The 22,920-nt window shown below is 41.4% G+C and carries 22 protein-coding genes; 20 read left to right on the forward strand and 2 right to left on the reverse strand.

What is annotated here, in order from left to right:
• Window positions 1-29: 29 nt before the first annotated feature.
• On the reverse strand, window positions 30-1,085 hold the full coding sequence (locus tag IEO70_RS01700; RefSeq protein WP_190996625.1) for an AEC family transporter: 1,056 nt from the start codon (window positions 1,083-1,085) through the stop codon (window positions 30-32).
• Window positions 1,086-1,381: 296 nt separating this feature from the next.
• Between IEO70_RS01700 and fsa the strand changes: the two genes are divergently transcribed.
• The 20 genes from fsa (at window position 1,382) to IEO70_RS01800 (ending at window position 22,687) form a co-directional block, all read left to right on the forward strand.
• On the forward strand, window positions 1,382-2,026 hold the full coding sequence (gene fsa, locus IEO70_RS01705; protein WP_190996626.1) for a fructose-6-phosphate aldolase: 645 nt from the start codon (window positions 1,382-1,384) through the stop codon (window positions 2,024-2,026).
• A gap of 296 nt (window positions 2,027-2,322) precedes the next feature.
• Window positions 2,323-3,609 carry a UDP-N-acetylglucosamine 1-carboxyvinyltransferase gene (locus IEO70_RS01710; protein WP_190996627.1) on the forward strand — a complete coding sequence of 429 codons (1,287 nt, stop codon included), beginning with the start codon at window positions 2,323-2,325 and terminating at the stop codon, window positions 3,607-3,609.
• Between the two features lie 89 nt (window positions 3,610-3,698).
• Window positions 3,699-4,661, forward strand: coding sequence for a class II fructose-bisphosphatase (gene glpX, locus IEO70_RS01715; protein WP_190996628.1), 963 nt, complete (start codon window positions 3,699-3,701; stop codon window positions 4,659-4,661).
• A 656-nt stretch (window positions 4,662-5,317) separates the two neighbouring features.
• Window positions 5,318-6,604: a transcription termination factor Rho gene (rho, locus tag IEO70_RS01720; RefSeq protein ID WP_190996629.1), complete on the forward strand. Its 1,287-nt coding sequence runs from the start codon at window positions 5,318-5,320 to the stop codon at window positions 6,602-6,604.
• 159 nt (window positions 6,605-6,763) lie between these two features.
• On the forward strand, window positions 6,764-6,964 hold the full coding sequence (rpmE, locus tag IEO70_RS01725; RefSeq protein WP_190996630.1) for a 50S ribosomal protein L31: 201 nt from the start codon (window positions 6,764-6,766) through the stop codon (window positions 6,962-6,964).
• Between the two features lie 374 nt (window positions 6,965-7,338).
• Window positions 7,339-7,962: a thymidine kinase gene (locus IEO70_RS01730; protein WP_190996631.1), complete on the forward strand. Its 624-nt coding sequence runs from the start codon at window positions 7,339-7,341 to the stop codon at window positions 7,960-7,962.
• Between the two features lie 408 nt (window positions 7,963-8,370).
• Window positions 8,371-9,441 carry a peptide chain release factor 1 gene (prfA, locus tag IEO70_RS01735; protein ID WP_190996632.1) on the forward strand — a complete coding sequence of 357 codons (1,071 nt, stop codon included), beginning with the start codon at window positions 8,371-8,373 and terminating at the stop codon, window positions 9,439-9,441.
• 3 nt (window positions 9,442-9,444) lie between these two features.
• Window positions 9,445-10,320 carry a peptide chain release factor N(5)-glutamine methyltransferase gene (gene prmC / locus IEO70_RS01740; protein WP_190996633.1) on the forward strand — a complete coding sequence of 292 codons (876 nt, stop codon included), beginning with the start codon at window positions 9,445-9,447 and terminating at the stop codon, window positions 10,318-10,320.
• A gap of 110 nt (window positions 10,321-10,430) precedes the next feature.
• Window positions 10,431-11,363: an ABC transporter ATP-binding protein gene (locus IEO70_RS01745; protein WP_190996649.1), complete on the forward strand. Its 933-nt coding sequence runs from the start codon at window positions 10,431-10,433 to the stop codon at window positions 11,361-11,363.
• Between the two features lie 11 nt (window positions 11,364-11,374).
• Window positions 11,375-12,634, forward strand: a complete 1,260-nt coding sequence (locus IEO70_RS01750) for an ABC transporter permease (RefSeq protein ID WP_190996634.1) — start codon at window positions 11,375-11,377, stop codon at window positions 12,632-12,634.
• A gap of 3 nt (window positions 12,635-12,637) precedes the next feature.
• The gene (locus IEO70_RS01755) at window positions 12,638-13,750 is read left to right on the forward strand and encodes an ABC transporter permease (RefSeq protein WP_190996635.1); all 1,113 of its coding nucleotides are present in this window, start codon (window positions 12,638-12,640) and stop codon (window positions 13,748-13,750) included.
• 502 nt (window positions 13,751-14,252) lie between these two features.
• Window positions 14,253-15,020, forward strand: a complete 768-nt coding sequence (gene spoIIR, locus IEO70_RS01760; RefSeq protein WP_190996636.1) for a stage II sporulation protein R — start codon at window positions 14,253-14,255, stop codon at window positions 15,018-15,020.
• 279 nt (window positions 15,021-15,299) lie between these two features.
• Window positions 15,300-15,728 (forward strand): GNAT family N-acetyltransferase, encoded by a 429-nt coding sequence (locus IEO70_RS01765; protein WP_190996637.1) that lies wholly within the window; start codon window positions 15,300-15,302, stop codon window positions 15,726-15,728.
• A gap of 169 nt (window positions 15,729-15,897) precedes the next feature.
• Window positions 15,898-16,935, forward strand: coding sequence for an L-threonylcarbamoyladenylate synthase (locus IEO70_RS01770; RefSeq protein WP_190996638.1), 1,038 nt, complete (start codon window positions 15,898-15,900; stop codon window positions 16,933-16,935).
• A 95-nt stretch (window positions 16,936-17,030) separates the two neighbouring features.
• Entirely contained in the window at window positions 17,031-17,579 is a 549-nt protein-coding gene (locus IEO70_RS01775) for a manganese efflux pump MntP (RefSeq protein WP_190996650.1), read from the forward strand.
• Between the two features lie 244 nt (window positions 17,580-17,823).
• Complete coding sequence (locus IEO70_RS01780) at window positions 17,824-18,261, forward strand: low molecular weight protein arginine phosphatase (protein ID WP_190996639.1); 438 nt, start codon at window positions 17,824-17,826, stop codon at window positions 18,259-18,261.
• A gap of 69 nt (window positions 18,262-18,330) precedes the next feature.
• Window positions 18,331-19,578 carry a methyl-accepting chemotaxis protein gene (locus tag IEO70_RS01785; RefSeq protein ID WP_190996651.1) on the forward strand — a complete coding sequence of 416 codons (1,248 nt, stop codon included), beginning with the start codon at window positions 18,331-18,333 and terminating at the stop codon, window positions 19,576-19,578.
• A gap of 552 nt (window positions 19,579-20,130) precedes the next feature.
• Window positions 20,131-20,568 carry a ribose 5-phosphate isomerase B gene (rpiB, locus tag IEO70_RS01790; RefSeq protein WP_190996640.1) on the forward strand — a complete coding sequence of 146 codons (438 nt, stop codon included), beginning with the start codon at window positions 20,131-20,133 and terminating at the stop codon, window positions 20,566-20,568.
• A 20-nt stretch (window positions 20,569-20,588) separates the two neighbouring features.
• Window positions 20,589-21,152, forward strand: a complete 564-nt coding sequence (locus tag IEO70_RS01795) for a TIGR01440 family protein (RefSeq protein WP_407948265.1) — start codon at window positions 20,589-20,591, stop codon at window positions 21,150-21,152.
• Window positions 21,153-21,445: 293 nt separating this feature from the next.
• Window positions 21,446-22,687, forward strand: coding sequence for a serine hydroxymethyltransferase (locus tag IEO70_RS01800; protein WP_190996641.1), 1,242 nt, complete (start codon window positions 21,446-21,448; stop codon window positions 22,685-22,687).
• Window positions 22,688-22,754: 67 nt separating this feature from the next.
• Here IEO70_RS01800 and IEO70_RS01805 read toward each other — a convergent pair.
• Window positions 22,755-22,920: IS3 family transposase (locus IEO70_RS01805; protein ID WP_190996642.1), on the reverse strand; the 166-nt coding region annotated here is incomplete at its 5' end.

The raw sequence follows: 22,920 nt of genomic DNA on the forward strand, positions 1-22,920 counted from the left end.
AAAGAGAGCAGTGTACGCTTAAAAATGTTTTAGAATAAACCTGTGTTATTGATAACTTCTAAGATAACGATCCAAATCGGCATCATAATAACAGCAGTAATTGTAGACAATAAAGATGCGTTAGATGCTAAAACAGCGTCTTTATCAAAGCTGATTGCATAAGCAGCTGCAACAGTAGCAGTTGGCGTAGCCATCATGATTACGATTGTTGCAAGAGCTTCAAAGCTAACTGGTAAAATATTTGTAGCTGTTAAAATAGCTAGTAAAGCAATGTTGATTGTTGGTACAAGGGCGATTTTCATTGCGCTGTAGTACCAAGAAGTTTTGTCTGATGCAGCTGCTTTAAAGCTAATTCCTCCAAGAGTTGCACCGATTGATAACCAAGCAAGTGGTGATGCAAGATTAGACAGGTATGTCATTGGTTTGAAAAGCCAAGTAGCTGTTTGGTCAATACGTAAGAATGCATATTGTGCAACTGTGCCGTCAGCAGCAGTAACTGATACTTGTGGTAAGTATCCTTGGAATAACCAAACGAAAAGACCTGCAAAAGTTGCGATAACGATTGGATTCAAGAACATAGTTTTAATGTTTTTAAGCTCCATTTTCAAACCGCTCATTTTGATATAACCGTAAGAGTATAAGAACACGCGGTATCCGATGTTAAAGATCGAACTGAACATTACGCCGACTGGTCCGTAAATAGCACTTACAATCGGAATACCGAAGAATGTAGTTGAACCGAAAATTGTTAAGACACGCAATGTATCTTGTTTGTCGCCTTGGTAACGTAAAAATAGCGGCTTAGAAACGAAAATCAAGATGATATAAATCGCAATCCCCCAGATTAAAACGTTCATTCCTTGTGTTAATGTTTCTGAATCGATATCTTGCATGAAAGCTTTGAAAGCTAATGCAGGTAAAGCAACAGTCAAAACAACGTTAGATAAAAGCTTGCCTACTTCTGCAGAGAAGATGCCTTTTTTACGGCAGAAGAATCCAAGCAGAATGATGAAAACTGTGGATGAAATTGCACCCATAATCTCCATATCTGTAACAGTAGTTTTGATAATTTCTAAAAGATTCATAATGTCCTCCTATATTGTGAAATTATTCACATACCGAAATGTATTGAATTTATTAGTTCGTTGAAACTACGTGTCTTATATTAAAATAAGTTTGTGAATTAGTGAACAATATGTAATTAAGTTATAGTTTTGTAATTAAAGTAACCGTAATATCCGACTGTTTTGGGGCAGTTTCATAAAAAGGTTGAATTTTGTGTCTACTTGTTATTATCATTAAGTAGTAAAGGTACATATTGTTCTGAGCTTCACGGCAACAGAAGTCAGAATAAATTTTAAATAAGGGAGATTGTGAACAAATGAAATTTTTCATCGACACTGCCAATTTTAATGAAATAAAAGAAGCCCACGCTTTGGGGATTTTGGCGGGGGTAACGACTAATCCGTCCTTAGTGGCAAAAGAAAATGTTTCATTTCATGATCGCATTAAAGAAATTACAGAGCTTGTTGACGGCTCAGTAAGTGCTGAAGTCATTGCGACGGATTTCGAGGGGATGGTAGCAGAAGGAAGAGAATTGGCATCCATCAGTCCGAATGTGACGGTAAAGGTTCCGATGACTCCTGACGGTTTAAAAGCTGTTTCTGTTTTTGCAAAAGAAGGTATTAAAACGAATGTTACGCTCATTTTCAGTGCTAATCAGGCTCTTCTTGCTGCAAGAGCGGGTGCTTCTTACGTATCTCCATTCCTTGGGCGTTTGGATGATATTGGACATAACGGAGTTGCATTAATTGCAGATATTGCTGAGATTTTCTCAATACATAATATCAGCACTGAAATCATCGCCGCTTCCATCCGTAACCCGATTCATATTACTGAAGCTGCTTTAAATGGGGCAGATATTGCGACAGTTCCTTACAAAGTGCTTATGTCACTGTTCAACCACCCATTAACAGATAAAGGTATTGCGACTTTTTTAGCTGATTGGGAAGGGAAAAATAAATAAGATTAACCGCTAAAATTTTACAAAGACGAGGCCCGCTTCAGTTGTGAAAAGATCACGAATGAGGCGTGCTATTTTTTTTGAAAAGGATAACTTGAAACAGACCGGTGACGGTTTTTCTTGTATATCATTACATGATTTTTTGTTTTTTGTGTAAACTAATAAATATATACTAGAGTAAATTCTATCTAAAATTTATGGTAAAATATAGTAATTACTCTTTGTTTATGGTTAATATAATAGGGACGTTTTAATCGGTTAAACAGAAAATGAAAGTGCTGTGACGAAGGGAGTATTATATGGATAAACTTAAGATAGCAGGCGGATATCCTTTGCAGGGAACAATCAGAGTAAGTGGGGCTAAAAATAGTGCGGTTGCACTCATACCGGCCACTATACTTGCTGACTCTCCTGTAACAATTGAAGGCTTGCCGGATATATCTGATGTCAGTATTTTAAAGGACTTATTGGAGGAAATTGGCGGAAAAGTCAGTTTTGGTGGCGAAGAAATGATTGTTGACCCAAGTTCTATGATTTCTATGCCGCTTCCGAATGGGAACGTGAAGAAATTGCGCGCATCCTACTACCTAATGGGAGCGATGCTGGGTCGTTTCAAAAAAGCGGTAATCGGTTTGCCGGGCGGCTGTTATTTAGGACCGCGGCCGATTGACCAACATATAAAAGGCTTTGAGGCATTGGGGGCCCGAGTGACAAATGAACAAGGAGCCATCTATTTAAGAGCAGATGAGTTGCGCGGAGCAAGAATATATTTGGATGTTGTGAGTGTGGGTGCAACAATTAATATTATGCTGGCAGCAGTAAGAGCTAAAGGACGGACAATCATTGAAAATGCTGCCAAAGAACCCGAAATTATCGACGTGGCCACATTATTGACGAATATGGGTGCGAAAATAAAAGGGGCAGGGACGGATGTCATCCGGATTGAAGGAGTCGATTATTTGAGCGGCTGCCGCCATACGATTATCCCGGACCGGATAGAGGCGGGAACATTCATGATTATGGCAGCTGCGGTAGGGGACGGTATTCTGATTGACAACGTCATACCTCAACATCTTGAATCGTTAATAGCTAAGCTTCGTGAAATGGGCGTCAATATTGAAACAAGAGATGATCAAGTATATATTCCCCGCAGTGATTACTTGAAAGCTGTTGATGTAAAAACCCTTGTATATCCGGGTTTTGCTACTGACTTACAACAACCATTTACATCTTTATTAACGAAAGTTACAGGTGCGAGTGTTGTCACAGATACTATTTATAGTGCACGATTCAAACATATTGATGAATTACGCCGTATGAATGCCAGTATTAAAGTGGAAGGGCGTTCGGCTATTGTCAATGGACCTGTGCGACTGCAGGGAGCAAAAGTGAAAGCCAGTGATTTGCGAGCGGGTGCAGCATTAATTGTTGCAGGCTTAATGGCAGAAGGTGTGACAGAAATCACAGGTGTTGAACATATAGATCGCGGATATAGCCAAATTGTGGACAAACTGAGTGATTTAGGTGCAACTATTTGGCGTGAAGAGATGTCAGAAGAAGAAGTTCGGCAACTGAAAAACACATAATAAGTGTTTATATAAGTCATTCTACATCAATTGTGTTATAATAAATAAACAAATATGTCATACTTAATGACTTGTTGGAGGGGACACAATTGGAGAGAAGCTTATCAATGGAACTTGTGCGCGTGACAGAAGCTGCTGCTTTGGCATCAGCTCGCTGGATGGGCAGAGGGAAGAAAGATGAAGCAGATGATGCGGCAACAACGGCAATGCGTAATGTTTTTGATACTGTGCCGATGAAAGGAACTGTTGTAATCGGCGAGGGAGAAATGGACGAGGCTCCGATGCTATATATCGGAGAAAAGCTTGGAACAGGCTATGGCCAGCGGGTAGACGTAGCAGTCGATCCATTGGAAGGAACTAATATTGTTGCTTCAGGAGGCTGGAATGCACTGGCTGTTATTGCTGTTGCAGACCATGGAAATCTTCTTCACGCACCAGATATGTATATGGATAAAATTGCAGTCGGTCCGGAGGCAGTCGGAAAAGTCGACATTAATGCGCCTCTGATCGATAATGTTAGAGCTGTTGCAAAAGCAAAAAATAAAGATATTGAAGACGTAGTAGCAACGATTCTGAATCGTCCTCGCCATGAGCATATTATTCACCAACTACGTGATATGGGTGTTCGAATCAAGCTGATTAATGATGGTGATGTAGCCGGAGCAATAAATACAGCCTTTGATTCGACTGGGGTGGATATTTTATTCGGATCAGGCGGCGCACCAGAGGGTGTACTGGCTGCCGTTGCTCTGAAGTGCCTGGGCGGAGAAATCCAAGGGAAACTCATCCCGCAAGAAGAATCAGAATTGCAACGTTGTATCAAAATGGGAATAGATGTTAATAAGATTCTTCTTATGGAAGACCTTGTGAAAGGCGACGATGCTATTTTCGCAGCGACTGGTGTAACGGACGGTGAGCTATTGCGAGGCGTTCAGTTCAAAGGAAGCTACGGTGAAACGCATTCTATTGTTATGCGTGCGAAATCAGGAACAGTTCGTTTTGTCGACGGGCGCCACAGTCTTAAGAAAAAACCTGACCTTGTTATGAGATAAATAGAAAAACCGTCACCGGTCCTTTTTTTCATTTCTAGATTCCGACCTATAATCATATCAGGCTGCCTCGGAAGAACTCTTTCGCTTTTGAGGCGGCTTTTTGCTACATTTTGAAAAATAATATTCCGTTATGTTTACATCCTCGAAATCATGGGTATTAAATCTTTTAATGCAGCAATAGCTATATTTGTCGGTTGGAGTGGATGGTGGCGACTCGACTCCTGCAGAAAGCGACTGCGCACACTAATCTTTTCACTTTTAAATTTGTGTGCTTCCCTTCTGTCTTCGAGAGTTCTTAATATTTAGTAATTAATTACCTATTTTCAAATATATATTTATTTTTTGAATATTTTTCTGTAAAATAGACAAAGTTGTAGATGAAACAATATCGGAGCCGGCGGAACTTCCAATACATCATACTATGTTTATGTTGAACATTTCTTAGTATAGAAGTAAAATAAAGATATTATTCAAATATATAAGAACATTAATTCTGCAAATTACTCCTGATCTTCTATTTTAGCGATTTCCTTCAACTTTTTCTTCATAAAGCTAATCAGAAACCCTAATTTCTTACATGAATGATAGCTTAAAACTTGATGAAACTCGCTTATAATTATAATTATTTCCTTATTACTATAAAGTGTGGTGTACATATGAACTTAACTATTTCTCATTTAGAGGACATGAAGTTAAAAGAGCTGTATGAGTTAGCAAAAGAATATCGCATTTCCTATTACAGTAAATTAACTAAAAAAGAATTGATTTTTGCTATATTGAAAGCGCAAGCAGAGCAAGACGGATTGCTTTTTATGGAAGGTGTGCTTGAAATTATTCCTTCTGAAGGATTCGGTTTCCTTCGTCCAATCAACTATTCCCCGAGTTCAGAGGATATTTACATCTCTGCATCGCAAATTCGACGCTTTGATTTACGAAACGGCGATAAAGTTTCAGGGAAAGTAAGGCCGCCAAAAGAAAATGAGCGCTACTACGGATTACTTCATGTGGAAGCAGTGAACGGCGATGATCCGGAAACAGCAAAAGAGAGAGTTCACTTCCCTGGATTAACACCTCTTTACCCAAACCGTCAAATTAAATTGGAAACAACACAACGCAATTTGTCAACGCGTATTATGGATATTTTAGCGCCTGTTGGTTTTGGACAGCGGGGATTAATTGTCGCTCCTCCAAAAGCGGGTAAAACAATGCTGATAAAAGAAGTAGCAAATGCCATCACGACAAATCACCCGGAAGCGGAACTGATTGTTTTGCTTATTGATGAGCGCCCCGAAGAGGTAACGGACATTGAACGTTCAGTAGCGGGAGATGTTGTCAGCTCAACGTTTGATGAACTGCCTGAAAATCATATAAAAGTTGCTGAGCTTGTTTTAGAACGAGCGATGCGTCTGGTTGAACATAAGCGTGATGTTATAATTTTGATGGATAGCATTACACGTTTGGCGCGCGCTTATAACTTGTACATTCCGCCTAGCGGAAGAACTTTGTCAGGCGGTATCGACCCGGCTGCTTTCCACCGTCCGAAACGATTTTTCGGTGCGGCCAGAAATATCGAAGAAGGCGGAAGCTTGACAATTTTGGCTACTGCATTAATTGATACTGGTTCGCGAATGGATGATGTTATTTACGAAGAATTTAAAGGTACAGGGAACATGGAGCTTCATCTCGACCGTTCATTGGCAGAAAGACGAATTTTCCCTGCAATCGATATCCGTCGTTCCGGTACACGAAAAGAAGAATTGCTGATTCAAAAAGATCACTTGGATAAAGTTTGGGCGATTCGTAAAACAATGACAGATACGCCAGATTTTGCAGAGAAATTCTTGCGTAAATTGCGACAAACTAAGAGCAACGAGGACTTTTTCAATGCCCTTGATACAGAAATGAAAGGTGCAATGAACCGCCGAACTCGGACTGAAAATTAAGGTTACGGTAAATAATAGCCGGCATAAAGTATGAGTTGCAAATCAGTGTTTAGCTTGCTATAATAAAAAGCATGTTTGATTAAAAGATGGGTGAGTTTTCACCCTTCGATATATAACTCTGTTTCAGGCAATGATTCAGGGCGGAAGGAGATGAAAAAAATGAAAGCAGGAATTCATCCTAATTACAAAACAATCACTGTAAAATGTGCATGTGGTAATGAGTTTGAAACTGGTTCAGTTAAAGACGAGTTGAAAGTTGAGACTTGCTCTGAATGCCATCCATTCTATACTGGACGTCAGAAATTTGCTGAAGCTGGTGGACGTGTTGATCGCTTCAACAAAAAATACGGTCTTAAATAATTACTATAGTTCCAAAACGCTTAAAGACAGGCAACAATCCTTGCCTGTTTTTTTTCTCGTTTTATGGGCAAAATAAATGAAAAGTATGCGAAAATACAAGATGAACAGGCAAGTACAACTGCGCTTTTTATTCCATTAAAAAGCGGGTTTTCTTTATATATAATTTGAAGTAAATCTATGGTTGCCGGGGGTTTTCTCCATCCTCCATCAAACATCAGATGAACAAAAGGCTGCTCTCAGGCATTGGTTTCTTGTTTGTTTTATGTAGAAAGTGGAAGCTGTGTCTGTTAAATGATAAATGAATGATCCAATACTCATCCATGAAAAGCTTAGCGTGTATGTGGGTGTGATTGCATAGCGAGGGAGAGATGAACATGTATGAAAAGAAGCAGGCTGGTTGGATGGAATTGATATGCGGCAGCATGTTTTCCGGAAAATCGGAAGAGCTTATTAGAAGAGTGCGCAGAACACAATTTGCCCGTCAAAAAACGGTTGTATTCAAACCTGCTATTGATAACAGATATGCGGAAGAGGCGGTCGTTTCTCACAATGGCGCATCTGTTTGGGCAAAACCTATTCGTAAATCTGTCGACATCTTTAAGCATTTAGATGAAGAAGATTGGGATGTTATTGCTATTGATGAGGTTCAGTTTTTTGATGATGAAATTGTGGAAGTGGCGAAGCATTTGGCAGATAACGGTTATCGAGTTATTTTGGCGGGTCTTGACCAAGACTTTCGCGGAGAACCATTTGGTCCGGTTCCAAGGCTGATGGCATTGGCTGAAACTGTGACAAAACTGCAGGCAGTATGTGCTGTATGTGGCGGGCCGGCAAGCCGAACACAACGCTTGATCAATAACAAACCTGCTAATTATCATGATCCTGTCATCCTCGTTGGTGCATCAGAAGCATATGAAGCAAGGTGCCGTCATCACCATGAGGTCCCTGGAAGCGAGCGAAAGTATGGCTATTCAGATACGGCGGTAAAAGCTGATTAATCGGATTTTGATAAGAAAAAAGTTTTGCTGGTATGAGCAAAACTTTTTTTATTATTAAAATCACCGAGGCGAATTCAAGTAGCATATTCATGATGAAAAAGGACCGGTAACGGTTTTTCTGATGTCTAACCTTATACCTGCCATGCTCGGGCCTAAGTTGTCTCGCCCAAGAAACCAAAACCGGGTTTCTTGCGCGATTCATCTTAGTCCTGCCGCATGTCTCCTTTTTCATCGAGGTGAATTCAAGTAGCATATTCATGATGAAAAAGGACCGGTAACGGTTTTTCTAACTTTGACGTGAATAACTTGTAATAATATAATGAAGAGAAACTAGTCGTTAAGGCTGATGCTTGGATTTTTAAAAGCAGAATGTGATATGTGCTATGGAAAAAATATGAGGTGAATGAATTGATAGATCGATTACAGGCAGTTGAGGACCGATATGAGCGCTTAAATGAATTACTGAGCGACCCGGATATTGTAAATGATCCGAAGAAGCTGAGAGATTATTCAAAAGAGCAATCCAACATTCAGGAAACGGTGGAAGTATACCGTGAATATAAAGATATTCGTGAGCAATACCAAGACGCAAAAGCAATGCTGGAGGAGAAACTCGATGCGGATATGCGTGAAATGGTTAAAGAAGAAGTAACCGAATTAGAGTCAACAATGACAGAATTAGAAGAGAGATTGAAAATCCTTCTGATTCCAAAAGACCCTAACGATGATAAAAACGTAATCATGGAAATTCGCGGAGCGGCAGGCGGAGAAGAAGCAGCTTTATTCGCGGGCAGCTTATACCGTATGTACAGCCGATATGCAGAAATGCAAGGCTGGAAAACGGAAGTAATTGAGACAAATGCTACCGGCTTAGGCGGCTTCAAAGAAATCATTTTCATGATCAATGGGACAGGTGCGTACTCTAAACTGAAGTTTGAAAATGGTGCTCACCGAGTGCAACGTGTTCCGGAAACGGAATCAGGCGGAAGAATTCATACATCAACAGCAACAGTTGTTGTTTTACCTGAAACAGAAGATGTAGAAGTTGAAATCCACGACAAAGATATCCGTTTTGATACGTATGCTTCTTCCGGCGCCGGCGGACAAAGTGTTAATACAACGATGTCAGCTGTTCGTTTAACGCATATTCCAACAGGAATTGTAGTTACGTGTCAGGATGAGAAGTCTCAGCATAAAAATAGAGATAAAGCGATGAAAGTGTTGCGTGCTCGTGTATATGATAAATTCCAGAGTGAAGCACAAGCTGAATATGATCAAAATCGTAAATTGGCAGTTGGTACGGGTGACCGTTCAGAACGAATTCGTACTTACAATTTCCCTCAAAATCGTGTGACGGATCACCGAATCGGCTTAACAATCCAAAAACTGGATCAAGTGATGGAAGGGAAGCTGGATGAAGTCATTGAAGCGTTAGTGATCGAAGACCAAACAAGCAAGCTTCAAAGAGAAGGTGAATAAGCCTTGAGCCAGAAGATATATGAAGCCCTCAATTGGGCTTCTTCTTTTTTAAAACAGTACGACCGGGACGAAAATGCAGGAGAGTTATTATTAAAGTATCTGCTGCAATGTTCGCGTTCACAACTATTTGCCGGCATGCATGATGAGCTTGATGATGCTGTCGCGAAAGATTTTCAAGAAATGGTACGTCGTCATGTGGCAGGGACGCCGATTCAATATATGATGGGATTTGAAGAATTTTATGGCCGTTCATTCGAGGTGAATGAATCCGTATTGATTCCTCGTCCGGAAACGGAAGAGCTCGTATACCACTCACTTTCTAAAATGAAAGTGCTGTTTGCGGGCCGTACAGATGTGAAACTCGTTGATATCGGCACAGGAAGCGGCGCAATTGCGATTACGATGAAGTGCGAACAGCCTGCTTTAACAGTTACAGCAACAGACCTGATGGCGGATGCATTAGCTGTAGCGAAGGAGAATTCGAAGAGGCTGGAAGCGGATATTTCTTTCGTGCAGGGAGACTTGTTGCAGCCTTTCATTGCAGACGGGGAAAAGTTTGATATTGTCCTATCCAATCCGCCATATATTCCTGAGGGAGATCGGGCATGCATGTCGGAAGTTGTGACAGAACATGAGCCTCATACGGCCTTATTTGCCGGTGCGGACGGGCTGGACTTGTACCGCCGTTTATGTACTGAGCTGCCGCAAGTACTGAATGAAACCTTTTTGGTCGGTTTCGAAATTGGTGCCGGACAAGGATGGGATGTAGCTGATTTGCTGCAGAAGGCACTCCCGACAGCAAAGGTATCAATTGAATATGATATTAATGGTAAGGATCGTATGGTATTTGCTGAAAGTAAAGGTATTTCGAAAGTCTAAAAAAGACTTTCGAAATACCTTTTTTAATTTGTATAAAGCAGGAAGATTGACCATATGTATAGAAGGGAATTAAAAGAAAATAGAAAATATGATAGAGAGTAGGGAAGATGATGCTTGAAGTTGTCAATTTATCGAAGAAATTTAAGCAGAAGACAGTAGTAAACGGTATCGATTTTTGTATAAATCAAGGAGAAACGGTCGGATTAATGGGACCGAACGGAGCAGGTAAGTCGACAACGATTTCCATGATTGCTTCCTTGTTGGAGCCGTCCGGAGGCGATATTTTGCTGTATGATAAAAGTATTTTGAAGGATCCGAAACCGCTCCGCAAAATACTTGGGGTTGTGCCGCAAGAAATTGCGCTCTACCCGGAACTGTCCGCTCTGGAGAATCTCCATTTCTTTGCCAGAATCAATAAGCTGAAAGGTGCGGAACTGAAGCAGCGGGTCAAAGAAGTATTGGAGTTGATAGGCCTTAGCGACAAAAGAAAAGATCTTGTCAAGACCTTCTCCGGTGGGATGAAAAGAAGGCTGAATATCGGGGCGGCTCTCCTCCATAATCCGGAACTTGTTATTATGGATGAGCCGACAGTAGGGATTGATCCGCAATCCCGTAATTATATTTTAGAGGCTGTTCGAAAGCTGAATAAGGAAAAGAATATGAGTGTGCTGTATACAAGCCACTATATGGAGGAAATTGAGTTTTTATGTGATCGTGTATATATCATGGATCACGGAGAGATTATCGCATCCGGCACACAAGACGAAGTGAAAGGTATTTTATCAACTGAAAATACTGTAGAAGTGAAGCTTGAGCGCCATTCAGATCGATTTGTGGAGCAGCTCAGACAGCATGAAGGAATTTCAAGTGTTTCGGTAAATGATGCGGCATTGACAATCATTGCGCCAAAGAATGTTAATATTTTCACAATTATATATCCGATTTCAGAAAGTCTTGGTATTCAATTTCAATCCATTGAAGTGAAAACTCCTACTTTGGAGGATGTATTCTTGCATTTAACAGGACGGAAGCTGAGAGATTAGGAGGGAAAGAGATGATTGCGCACTTAATTAAGAAAAATATATTAGTGATGCTTCGTAATAAGCATATTTTCATTATTCTTCTTCTCATGCCAATTGTACTCATATCAATCCTCGGCTTTGCGCTTTCAGATATGATGAGTGATGATGGCGAACCGTTAAAGGCAAAGGTGTACATAGTAGAGCATGGTTCGGAGGAAGCGGATATCGAACGATTTTTAACAGAGCTTGAGCTATCATTATTGCCTGCTGAAGCGAAGTCGGCAATTGAGGAAGCAGTGACGGAAGTGCTTCCTATGAAAATATTAAAAGATCAAATCTTTGCAAGTGAAGAGCTTAGTGAGAACATTACCTTAAAGAGCGCTAAGGAAGGCGAGCTTTCAGATATCAAAGGTGATGAAGAAGCTACAGCAATTATAGAAGTGCCGGAAGAGTTCACCTATCATTTCTTACAGAAATTATTTTTTGATCAAGGGGAAAAAACGGAGCTCAAGCTGCTCAAAAATGAGAGTAATCAGCTCGCTTCAAGCATGATTGAAAGTATTTTATCATCCTTTCAGGAGCAATATGCGCTATCAGCATTGCTACAAAAAGAGAATTTGCCGACTGATGTGATGGAAAAACTGGCAGCTATGGATTTATCTATAGCCAAGGAGAGTGTTGGCCAACGTCCGATTATTAATTCTGTCACTTATTATACGTTCGGGATGAGTGCGATGTTTGTTTTTTACGTCGCTTCTTCATTAGCTTCAATGGCTATTTTAGAAAAGGAAAACAATGTGTTTAACCGGATTCTCCTCAGTGATGTATCGAGGGTTTCTTACTTGAGCGCATTATCGATGACCGGGATGATATTTGCTTTTTGTCAGCTCGGCATATTATTTGGAATCATGAAGCTCGTTTACGATGTACAGCTTCCAGACTTGACGATGCTGCTTGTGATTACGTTGATGCTTAGCTTCAGCATTGGTGGTTTTACCGCTTTTATTACAGCTGTATGTTTCCGAAGCGTAAAAATGAATGTCTTCGCGGACCTTTTTCAGACAGTTATTGTCACTGTATTGGCTTTTGTCGGAGGAAGCTTTGTGCCGATTGAATCGTTAGAAGGTGTTGGTCGCTTTACGCCGAACGGTGCAGGGATGCAGGCTTATTTACAAGCTGCACAGGAGTATGGCTGGGCTGATATAAGCAGCCATTTGCTGACAATGCTCACATATGGCGTAATTTTATTGGTTGCCGCAGTTTTTATTTTCCCAAGAAAGGAGAGGGCATAGCTTATGACTAGTATTCTATGGGTGAAATGGAAACAGCTTCTGCGTGGCCCTTGGATGGTTCTTGGGCTTACGGCGGCAATGATCGGTTTTGCGTTTGTGGTAGGTTCTAATTTTTCATCAAAAGTCGAGATACCGGTGTTTTCGAAGTTGTCTAAATCGGCTGCTAATGAAATAATCGAGCAGTTGAATACTTCCGATAACTTCGCATATGTGCTGATGGACAAGGAAAAAGCCATTGATGATGTCGTCGATAATAATGCGGAAATGGCTGTTCAGCTTGATGACGGGGAGGCCATAATTTTTCTCGCTTCAGAAGGAAGCAATGCTTCGCTCGTATATTACGAGTTGCATGATGCGTATGAAAAAATGAATAGAGATGCCATCATTATGGAAAGTGCCGCAAATCTTACTGATTCGGAGCGAGAAGCGTTGCAGGACAACTTGAATGATTTATCGGAGTATGATGTTTTCACTATTAAGCAGAGCGGATTTCAGGCGAAGGGGGCATTCGTTTATGACTCCGGCTTGCAAGGTGTATTCGGGTTCGCGCTCTTTTTCGTCATTTATACAATAGCCTATAATGTCGTGACTATTTTGACGGAGAAGAAAGAGGGTGTTTGGGACCGGATGATCTTATCTCCGCTCAAGAAGTGGGAAATTTACGCAGGCAATTTAGTATACAGCTTTATTTTAGGCTATATTCAAATTTCACTTGTATTCTCCGTATTCAAGTTCGGTCTTGGTTATAATTTTTACGGTTCGTTCGGGAAAACGCTCGTCATTTTGATTCCGTATGTCTTTTCGATTGTCGCAATATCAATATTAGTGGCAGGTCTTGTGAAAGACATCAATCAATTTCATGTAGTGATGCCCCTCATATCCGTCAGCATGGCAATGCTCGGAGGAGCCTATTGGCCATTGGAACTTGTTTCTTCAAATCTTATTCAGACACTTGCGAAATTCGTGCCTTTAACATATGGAATGGAAGCGCTGAAGGGGGCGACCGTGTATGGGTACGACTGGAGTGCTTTGTTCTATCCGATGGGAATGATGACTTTAATGGGAGTTGTCTGCATGGTTATCGGCATCCTGCTTTTCAGACGTAAGGCAAGTTAAAGAACCGGTGCCGGTTTTTCTGGTTGTCTAACCTTACACCTGCCATGCTCGGGGGCCTACAGGATGTAGGTCACATCGGCGAAGACATGCGGACGTGGCGGTTTTAGCCGATGTTCCCCTCCTGCCCCACCCAAGAAACCAAAACCGGGTTTCCTCTCAAGATGAGAGTCACAGCGACGAAGATATGCGGACGTAGCGCTCTTAGTCGCTGTTCCTTCTTAGTCCTTGTCTAGCTGCAGCGGCCAGCCCCTCGAGGTCATAAGCCAAATCCCTCCAGAAATTTTACAATTTCCTACGTGATTTGTCTTATGCAGGTCGGGGCTGAACGGGCCGCTTTCGCATTTCGATTCCCGCATGGCTCCTTTCCCATCGAGGTGAATCTAAGTAGCATATGCATAATGAAAAAGGACCGGTGCCGGTTTTTCTGAATTAATTGTAATTTGATAGTTTAAGATAACCTGCTCCTGACCATAATGTTTGTATGAAAGGGAGTGGGTTGGGGATGAAAAAAAATCAAGTTGCTTGTTTATATATAATATTTCTATGCTTTGCCACGATTATTAGCTTTTATATACCGAAAACGGAAAGTGCAGGTGCTGCAGAAGAGAATGTTGTCATTCCGGACGAAGCGATTCGCCTTCGAATTCTGGCTAATAGCGACCGTGAAGAAGATCAAGCAGTTAAAAGGCAAATTCGCGATGAAGTCAATGCTCATATAACGAATTGGGTAGGTGAGCTGACATCTATGGAAGAAGCGCGTGATGTACTGAAAAGTCACTTGCCGGACATTCAGCAAATTGCCGAGAGTTATATCGCGGAGCGAGGCTTGCAGCAAGAGGTGAAGGTTGAATTCGGTAAAGCGGAGTTTCCTACTAAGTTATACGGACAATATTTATATCCTGCTGGAGAATATGAGGCAATTGTCATCACGTTAGGTGAAGGAAGCGGCGCAAACTGGTGGTGTGTTTTGTTTCCACCTTTATGCTTTCTTGATTTTTCAAATGGCACCGCGGTAAGTATGTCGCCGATCGCTGAAGCTGCCGAACAACCCGAAGAGCAGGAGACACCTGATCAAGAAGTACTGCCGGAAAATGCTACAGAGGAAGTAGTTGAAAGGCAAGATGAAAATACAAAAGAAACAGTTTCAGACCAAAATGAGGAGATGGAAAAAACAACAAATAAATCAGAGCCCGTGTATGTTCAAGATGAAGAAACAGAAGTTGTTGAAACAAGATGGTTTATTGTCGACTTCTTTAAAGAAGTATTTTAATATCGAATAAATCCATGGAGAGCGGCCAATAAACAATTGGCCGTTTTTCTACTACTTAAGAAAGAGTAACAGCAACGAAGATATGCGGACGTAGCGTTCTTAGACGCTGTTCCTTACTTGCGGACCGTTTCCGCTTTTCGGGTTCCGCACGTCTCCTTTTTTATTGAAGTGAATACAAGGGGGTGGATTCAAAAATAGAAAAGGACCGGTAACGGTTTTTCTACTAAAGATGAATTGGTTTGCATACATATAGTAGAAAACATTGTTAGGAGAGAAGATATGCTGACTGTAAGAAAAGGGACAACCGTCGATTATCCATTGATAAAGCAATTTATTGAGCAGTCGGAAGCGGTATATGATAAAGATTCCGTTTTCGTTTTAGTAGAAAATGAGGAAGGGGAGATACTGAGCGTCATCGGTGTGCTGAAATGCGAACAAGCCGGTTTTTTGCGTTCGTTCGTATTCTCGCCTGGTTTTCCGGTTGACAAGCTCCCTTTGTTTTTCGAGCGAGTCTTGGTTGCGGTGAAAGAGTTGGATTGCTGTTCCATTTTTTTGGCTTCTAATAAGAAGCAGACAATTTCATTCTTTGAATTGTTCGGATTTGAGGAAATTTCGCTTGATTGCATTCCGGAACAATTAAAGTTATCAACAGTTTTTTCAGCGACAAGTCAGATGGATGACGTGTTTTATATGTGGAAAACTATATAGTTATTCAGATTATCCACAAAGTTATCCACTTATTATAAGTTATTATACACATTCTGTGGATATCATTTTCATTTATGCACAACAGTTGAAAAGGGAACGCTTGCAGATTGGCATCGTAATTAGGATATAATAGAATAGAGTGATTCCTATTTCATAGAAGGTGTACTAATTGAAAACAAACATATTAAGAATCGATAATCCGATAGAAGATATTCAACGAATAGAAGAGGCTGCCGCTCTTTTGCGCAGTGATGAAGTAGTTGCTTTTCCGACTGAGACAGTTTATGGTTTAGGGGCTAATGCGAAAAGCGATGAAGCGGTAAAGAAAATTTTTGAAGCAAAGGGAAGACCGAGCGATAACCCGCTAATTGTCCACATTTCGGATACAGCGCAATTGGAAGGGCTGGCGAAGAACGTTCCGGATAAAGCGCGCTTGCTGATTGATGCTTTCTGGCCGGGACCATTAACGCTTGTATTTTTGAAAAATGAAGGTTTGTCTGAAACAGCGACAGCCGGTCTCGATACGGTAGCTGTCAGAATGCCAAACCACCCGTTAGCGCTCGCGCTAATTGAAGCGGCCGACTTGCCGATTGCCGCGCCAAGTGCGAATTTATCGGGTAAGCCAAGTCCGACAACCGCTGAGCATGTTGCAAAAGATTTGAACGGACGGATTCGCTGCATTGTCGATGGAGGAGAAACGGGAGTCGGTTTGGAATCGACCGTGGTGGATTGTACGGAAGAAATTCCGGTTATTCTCCGCCCCGGCGGTGTGACCAAAGAAGCGATTGAAAAAGTTATCGGCTCGGTTGGAGAGGATCCTGCGCTTCGAAATGCCTCTGATATTCCGAAATCGCCCGGCATGAAATATACACATTATGCGCCAGATGCTCCTTTTGTTCTTGTAGATGGAAGCAGAGAGCTTATTCAGCAACTCGTGAATGGAAAAAGGCAACAAGGCCATCGTGTCGGTGTTTTAACAACAGAAGAGAACGCAGACTTCTTTGATGCTGATTCTGTTATTGTTTGCGGGAAAAGGCAAGCGCTTGAAACGGTGGCAGCCGGCCTGTACGACGCTTTGCGTGCTTTTGATGATGAGAAGGTTGATTTTATTTACGGTGAATTGTTCCCGACAACTGGAATCGGGTCGGCGATTATGAACAGACTATTGAAGGCAGCCGGCCATAATATTTACCGCAGCGAAGATTAATCTTCTTTCATGCCTGTACAATTCAACTTCTAACTATTTCCGGACGAGCATATGTATATAAAGCAAGTCCGGGGAGGTTGGATAGATTGGATGCGATGACGGGTGAATTTTTGACGCTAATGCTGATGGCGTTTGCTCTTGGTATGGATTCATTTTCAGTAGGGTTAGGAATGGGGATGTTTAAGCTCCGCTACAGGCAGATTGCTGTAATTTCCGCAACGGTCGGTTTCTTCCATGTGTTGATGCCGTTGATCGGCATGTTTGCTGGCCGGTTTTTATCGGGCCAATTCGGTGTCTACGCAACGTTTGCCGGTGGCTTGCTGCTTGTTTTGCTAGGATTAGGTATGCTGATTTCAGGATTGCGAGGTAAGGAAGATACCAGTTTTATCACGCCTGTCGGTCTTGGGCTGCTTGTGTTTGCGCTGAGTGTGAGCTTGGACAGCTTTTCAGTCGGATTGACCTTGGGGATATACGGTGCACGCACTGCTTTGTCAATTACACTATTCGGTTTTGCTGCGTTAATTTTAACATTGTCTGGCTTACTGTTAGGGAGAAAAATACAAGGTATGCTGGGTGTATATAGTCAAGTATTGGGCGGGAGTGTCCTTTTTGCTTTCGGAATTAAACTCTTGATTCCGCTTTAATGGTAACCATAATAGAGAGAATGGGGCGCAAGTATATGAGCGGCCCTTATTTTGTTTGGAAAATTAATTAATAATTGAATGGATGACCGGCTCCAATCCATAGTAATTCATCTTTAAGATAGAATTGTGTCAATTTTGTTTAAGAATTTTGAAGTTATCTTTCGGAAGAGGTAGATAACCTGAGAAAGATATGGAATTTTGTCGAAAATATCTTATAATATATGGTAAGGGAGGATTTTCCAATATGCGTATCTTATTTGTTTGCACTGGAAATACATGCAGAAGCCCGATGGCAGAAGCAATCTTAAAAAGTAAAGGGATTCCCGGCCTGGAAGTGAGGTCGGCGGGCGTATATGCAGCGACAGGACAAAGTGCTTCCCGTTTTGCACAAGAGGTGTTGTCGGATGCTGCAATTCAACATGAACATCAATCGAAACAGATTTCGTCGGAGGAAATAGAGTGGGCTACGCATATTTTGACAATGACGGAATCACATGCGGCAGCCATTCGCAATTATTTTCCGGAGAGCGTTGAGAAAGTGTTTACGCTGAAGGAGTTTGCAGAAGAGGACGGTTCAGGCAAGGATGTGTTGGATCCATATGGCGGTTCCAAGGCTGATTATTATAATACATTCATTGAGCTTAAGAATTTAATAGATTCTTTCGTGAATAAATTAAAGTAATTGTTCATACGATTTGGGGGAGAACAGGTGGAAGGGAAACAAGTTTATAAGTTTAGCTTAAGAAAACAGATGGCTTTGTTCATCACTGTTGTAGCGATTATTACATATTCATCGAGTGCTATATTTATTTATGTGTTATATCCTTTGTTATTCAGTAATTTTAATCAGATGGGCTTTACAATACTTACGCTGACTGCCGGTGTTATATGGTCAAGCATAATCGCCTTTGTGGCGGCCGGATTTATCACTAAACCGCTGCAAAAGCTTGAACAGGTTGCGCTAAAAGCGGCTCATGGAGATATTCGCGAAGATGTGGAAGTTTCCAAGATGGATGATGAAATTCGTTCATTGGGCATTGCTTTCAACCATATGCTTTACAATTTGCGCGATATGGTATTAAACATTGATGAAAACTTTAAGAAAACAAATGAAAAGGTAAATATTATTTCGGCTGAATCAACAAAAGCGGCGGAACAGGCGGATAATATTAGCCGAACAATTCGTGAGATCGCTCTTGGCGCTGATACTTCAGCTGTCTCTATACAAAATACTGCTGAGTCGGTTGAAGAAATTTCCTACTTAGCACGTAATGTGCAAGGACGAGCGCAATCATCTGAACGTATTTCTGTTGAAATGGTTACGGAATTAACGAAGAGCAAGGAAGTCATTCGTTCGCTTACTTCGGGCATACAGAAACTGGCGGAGGATAATGAAGATTCTTTGGCAGCTGTTCATCGTTTAGAGGGAAATGCGAAAAAGGTAGAACAAATCATCCAATTAGTAGGCGATATTGCCGCTCAAACTAATCTTCTTGCTCTGAATGCGTCTATTGAAGCAGCGCGGGCAGGAGAGCATGGAAAGGGATTTGCTGTTGTCGCTGAGGAAGTTCGATTATTGGCTGATGAAAGCGCCAATGCGGTACAAGGGATTTCTTCCTTAATACAGAACATTCAAGAGGATGTTCAAAGTGTCGTAACGAAGATTAGCAATCAAGTGGTAATCGCTAATAAGGAAGCGGAAAAAGGTGTAGAGACAGATGTCATTATTGAAGAAATGACAAAAACAGTTCATGAAGTGGCTGCTGCTGTTCAGGAGATTACAAAGCTTGTCGATCAGCAAATGAAGAGTGTTGAAAATACATCGATGCTTTCTCAAGAAGTAGCTGCTATCGCGGAAGAAACATCAGCCGGTGCAGGTGAAGTTTCAGCAGCGACAGTTGAGCAAACGAATGTGATCGGCAATGTCGAAAACTTAGTAAACGAGCTTCAGACGCAAGCCGATCAACTGAAGCAGACAATCACACGTTTCAAAATGTAAAATGTTACATAATGAGGTTGGCTGATCGCTTGTTTTTCTCGAGCGGTCGGTCAACCTTTTTTTTTCGAAAAGGGCATACACCTGCCGTGCTCGGAGATCTATAGGATGTAGGCCGTATCGGCGAGTCGTTGTTCCTTCTTAGTCTTTGTCTGGCTTCCGCTTTTTGCGTTTCTGCATGACTCCTTTTTACTTGGTGAAAAAATAAGGATAGTAATCTTCTTCAATTTACATCTTAATTATATAGAACGCGCTCGACCAATAAGGACCGGTGACGGTTTTTCTTGAAAGATAAGTATGAAGTTTTTGAACGTAGATAACTGTCTAACCTTACACCTGCCATGCTCGGTCCTAAGCTGCCTCCCCCAAGAAACCAAAATCGGGTTTCTTGTGTGATTCATCTTAGTCCTCCCGCATGTCTCCTTTTTCATCGAGGTGAATCTAAGCAGCGTATTCATGATGAAAAAGGACCGGTGACGGTTTTTCTATTAGAACTAGACGAGGCATGGAATCAATACTATTATTAAGGTATACAAGTTAAAGGAGACGATCTAGATGAAAGTAGCTATAGCTTCAGACCATGGCGGTATTAATATTCGTAAGGAAATCGTAGCGTTATTAGAAGAAATGGGCATTGAATATGAGGACTTCGGCTGTGAGTGCGACTCATCGGTTGATTATCCGGATTATGCGTTTCCGGTTGCTGAAAAAGTAGCGAACGGAGAATTCGATAGAGGCATTTTAATATGCGGAACAGGTATCGGCATGAGTATTGCCGCAAACAAAGTGAAAGGTATCCGCTGTGCGCTTCTTCATGATACATTTAGTGCGAGAGCAACTAGAGAGCATAATGATAGCAATATGATGGCGATGGGAGAACGTGTAATCGGACCTGGTTTAGCTAGAGACATCGCAAAAATATGGCTGTCAACGGATTTTGAAGGCGGACGTCATGAAAATCGTGTAAATAAAATTAAGGAATATGAAAAATAAAAACAGGGGGCTTACACAAGATGATGGAAGAGACAATAGATGGTTCTTTCTTGGTAAAGGTAACTGAACAAATCACTCAAGCTCTTTCAGAATTGCAGATTCACCCAAACTTCAGTCGCTGCCGGTTGCTTGTTGTTGGATGTAGTACAAGCGAAGTAATCGGGAAGCACATTGGAACTGCCGGGACGACAGAAGTCGCTGAAACAATTTTCCGGGCAGTGACAGACTTTGCCGATAAAAGCGGAGTAGCTGTCGCCTTTCAATGTTGTGAGCATTTGAATCGTGCGCTTATTATGGAAGCAAGTGTAATGGAACGTTACGGTTATGATGAGGTTGCAGTAGTGCCTGCTCTTTCAGCGGGGGGAGCTTTGGCAGCTTACGCTTATAAGCATTTCCCAAATGGTGTCGTAGTTGAGCGAATTGCAGCAGATGCCGGAATTGACATGGGGGATACGTTGATTGGCATGCATTTAAAGCCGGTAGCTGTTCCGGTTCGATCTCAAGTGAAACAGATTGGAAAAGCACACTTGACGATGGCGGTTACACGTCCTAAATATATAGGCGGACCTAGAGCCGTCTATTGAAAGCCATATAAATATCAATTAATGGGGCATTATCGAAAAATATGACCCTCACTTTTCTTTGTGAATTTCTTTAAATGATTTTACGAAGACTAGTGAGGGAGTTTTTTTGAGTAGATGAAAGAAAAACTTTATCGAATGTTTATAAAGACTAAAAATGCTAATGTTCGCCTTTCGAGTGTAAAGAAGATATTTTTCTGGGATAAAACTTGTTACTGTCATCTGTAAGGCGAACATGTTACAATAGGATTGAATTTTCAAACAATGACCGTTTTATGATCTTAAGGAGGATGGCAATGAAGTATTTAATTGAACAAGATGAACAAGTCTACAAGGTGATTCAAGATGAATTGAAGAGACAAAGAACTAAAATTGAGCTAATCGCTTCAGAGAACTTTGTAAGTGAAGCTGTGATGGAAGCACAAGGTTCAGTTTTAACGAATAAATATGCTGAAGGTTATCCGGGCCGACGCTACTATGGCGGTTGCGAGCACGTAGACGTAGTAGAAGATTTGGCAAGAAACAGAGCGAAAGAAATCTTTGGAGCGGAGCATGTCAATGTTCAGCCGCATTCAGGCGCACAAGCGAATATGGCTGTCTATTTCACAGTGCTTGAGCCTGGAGATACTGTTCTTGGCATGAACCTTTCACATGGCGGCCATTTAACGCACGGCAGCCCGGTTAACTTTAGCGGGGTTCAGTATAATTTCGTAGAGTACGGTGTTGACCAAGAAACGCATCGCATCAATTATGAAGATGTTCGTGAAAAAGCTTTAGCTCACAAGCCAAAACTGATTGTTGCAGGTGCGAGTGCTTATCCGCGTGAGATTGACTTTAAGAAATTCAGAGAAATCGCTGATGAAGTAGGAGCGCTATTCATGGTGGATATGGCTCATATTGCCGGTCTTGTAGCGGCTGGATTGCATCCTAATCCGGTTCCTTACGCTGATTTTGTTACGACGACTACACATAAAACATTGCGCGGACCTCGCGGCGGAATGATTTTATGTAAGGAAGAATACGCGAAGAAAGTCGATAAATCGATTTTCCCGGGTATTCAAGGTGGACCGCTAATGCACGTTATTGCTGCTAAAGCTGTTGCTTTGGGAGAAGTGCTTCAAGATTCATTTAAAGATTACGCAAAAAACATCATCACTAATGCAAGTGCGTTAGCTGAAGCGCTTAAAGAAGAGGGCTTTGAACTTGTTTCCGGCGGAACAGACAATCATCTTCTTTTAGTGGATGTTCGTAAAGTGAACTTGACTGGTAAAGTTGCTGAGCATGTGTTAGATGAAGTTGGCATTACAGTTAACAAAAATACAATTCCTTTTGACACAGAAAGTCCTTTCGTAACAAGCGGTATCCGTATCGGCACAGCGGCTGTTACTTCTCGAGGCTTTACACAAGAGGATATGAAAGAAATTGCAAGCATAATTAGCTTGGCATTGAAAAATCCGGAAGATGAAACAAAACTTGCGGAAGCGAAAGAGCGTGTAGAAGCTTTATCAGGCAAGTATGTCCTTTATCCATCTCTATAAGAAGAAAAAAACTACTAAGCAAATTTGAAATGCACCCTTTGTAAAGGACATTTATAAAAAAGGACAGTTAGGCTGCCTGAATAAGATGATCTCTGTACTGAACAGGGGTCATCTTATTTAATTTCCATTGATACCTGTAATGATTGTAGTAAGTCATATATCTTTTGATTTCACGTTTCAACTCATCAAAAGATACGCACGCTTTGATAGAAGCTTCATCCTTAAAATGCCCA

It is taken from the genome of Peribacillus faecalis, from assembly GCF_014712675.1.
Classification (GTDB): Bacteria; Bacillota; Bacilli; order Bacillales; family DSM-1321; genus Bacillus_AD; species Bacillus_AD faecalis.

Bases quoted from the DNA above. Each gene is read 5' to 3' on its own strand.
- IEO70_RS01700 (WP_190996625.1), bottom strand. From the start codon at position 1,085: ATGAATCTTTTAGAAATTATCAAAACTACTGTTACAGATATGGAGATT.
- fsa (WP_190996626.1), top strand. From the start codon at position 1,382: ATGAAATTTTTCATCGACACTGCCAATTTTAATGAAATAAAAGAAGCC.
- IEO70_RS01710 (WP_190996627.1), top strand. From the start codon at position 2,323: ATGGATAAACTTAAGATAGCAGGCGGATATCCTTTGCAGGGAACAATC.
- rho (WP_190996629.1), top strand. From the start codon at position 5,318: ATGAACTTAACTATTTCTCATTTAGAGGACATGAAGTTAAAAGAGCTG.
- rpmE (WP_190996630.1), top strand. From the start codon at position 6,764: ATGAAAGCAGGAATTCATCCTAATTACAAAACAATCACTGTAAAATGT.
- IEO70_RS01730 (WP_190996631.1), top strand. From the start codon at position 7,339: ATGTATGAAAAGAAGCAGGCTGGTTGGATGGAATTGATATGCGGCAGC.
- IEO70_RS01745 (WP_190996649.1), top strand. From the start codon at position 10,431: ATGCTTGAAGTTGTCAATTTATCGAAGAAATTTAAGCAGAAGACAGTA.
- IEO70_RS01750 (WP_190996634.1), top strand. From the start codon at position 11,375: ATGATTGCGCACTTAATTAAGAAAAATATATTAGTGATGCTTCGTAAT.
- IEO70_RS01755 (WP_190996635.1), top strand. From the start codon at position 12,638: ATGACTAGTATTCTATGGGTGAAATGGAAACAGCTTCTGCGTGGCCCT.
- spoIIR (WP_190996636.1), top strand. From the start codon at position 14,253: ATGAAAAAAAATCAAGTTGCTTGTTTATATATAATATTTCTATGCTTT.
- IEO70_RS01765 (WP_190996637.1), top strand. From the start codon at position 15,300: ATGCTGACTGTAAGAAAAGGGACAACCGTCGATTATCCATTGATAAAG.
- IEO70_RS01775 (WP_190996650.1), top strand. From the start codon at position 17,031: ATGACGGGTGAATTTTTGACGCTAATGCTGATGGCGTTTGCTCTTGGT.
- IEO70_RS01780 (WP_190996639.1), top strand. From the start codon at position 17,824: ATGCGTATCTTATTTGTTTGCACTGGAAATACATGCAGAAGCCCGATG.
- IEO70_RS01785 (WP_190996651.1), top strand. From the start codon at position 18,331: ATGGCTTTGTTCATCACTGTTGTAGCGATTATTACATATTCATCGAGT.
- rpiB (WP_190996640.1), top strand. From the start codon at position 20,131: ATGAAAGTAGCTATAGCTTCAGACCATGGCGGTATTAATATTCGTAAG.
- IEO70_RS01795 (WP_407948265.1), top strand. From the start codon at position 20,589: ATGATGGAAGAGACAATAGATGGTTCTTTCTTGGTAAAGGTAACTGAA.
- IEO70_RS01800 (WP_190996641.1), top strand. From the start codon at position 21,446: ATGAAGTATTTAATTGAACAAGATGAACAAGTCTACAAGGTGATTCAA.